The 1,178-nt window shown below is 68.1% G+C and carries 1 pseudogene; it reads left to right on the top strand.

Annotated features, from left to right (window positions below):
• Positions 1 to 1,178, top strand: a pseudogene (locus JCM19049_RS14780) (DNA gyrase subunit A); the annotation flags it as partial.

Below are 1,178 nucleotides of genomic sequence, written 5' to 3'. Positions count from 1 at the left end.
CCGGCTGGCCGCGGCCGCGGTGGCGATGACCGCGAACCTGGACGAAGACGTGGTCAACTTCGTGCCGAACTACGACAACCAGTTCACCCAGCCCGAGGTGCTGCCCGCCGCCTTCCCGAACCTGCTGGTCAACGGCGCCACCGGCATCGCGGTGGGCATGGCCACCAACATGGCCCCGCACAACCTGGGCGAGGTGATCGCCGCGGCCCGCCACCTGATCGAGCACCCCGAGGCCACGGTCGAGGACCTGATGAAGTTCGTCCCCGGCCCGGACCTGCCCTCCGGGGGCACCATTGTGGGCCTGGACGGGATCCGCGACGCCTACCGCACCGGGCGCGGGGCGTTCCGCACCCGGGCGAAGGTGGCGCTGGAGAAGATCTCGGCGCGCAAGTCCGCCCTGGTGGTCACCGAGCTGCCCTACACGGTCGGCCCGGAGAAGGTCATCCAGAAAATCAAGGACGGGGTGGGCAACAAGAAGATTGCCGGCATCTCCGACGTGGTGGATCTGACCGACCGGCAGCACGGGCTGAAACTGGTCATCGAGCTGAAGAACGGCTTCAACCCGAACGCGGTGCTGGCCAGCCTGTACAAGTACACCCCGATGGAGGACTCCTTCGGGATCAACAACGTCACCCTGGTCGAGGGCCAGCCGCGCACCCTGGGGCTGCGCGAGCTGCTGCAGGTGTACGTCGAACACCGCCTGGAGGTGGTGCGCCGGCGCACCACGCACCGGCTGGCCAAGCGGGAGGAACGCCTGCACCTTGTCGAGGGCCTGCTGATCGCCATCGTGGACATTGACGATGTCATCGCGATCATCCGCTCCTCCGAGGCCACCAATGAGGCCCGCGAACGGCTGATGACGGTCTTTGACCTCTCCGAGGCGCAGGCCAACCACATCCTGGAGCTGCGCCTGCGCCAGCTGACCAAGTATTCGCGCATCGAGCTGGAGGCCGAGGCCGAGCAGCTGCGCAAGGAGATCGAGGAGCTGCGAGCCATCCTGGGCTCCGACGCCCGGCTGCGTGAGGTGGTCTCCGGGGAGCTGGAGCAGACCGCCGAAACCTTCGCCTCCCCGCGGCGCACCGTGCTGGCCAAGGATGCGGAGACCAAGCCGCTGAAGGCACCGTGCTGCCCGAGGCGGTGGGCAGCGGCAAGAAGGCCACCCTGGCCATGGAGGTCGC

It is taken from the genome of Arthrobacter sp. JCM 19049, assembly GCF_001310435.1.
Note: the sequence above shows the minus strand (reverse complement) of the source record. Positions and strands in the feature narration are given on the sequence as shown.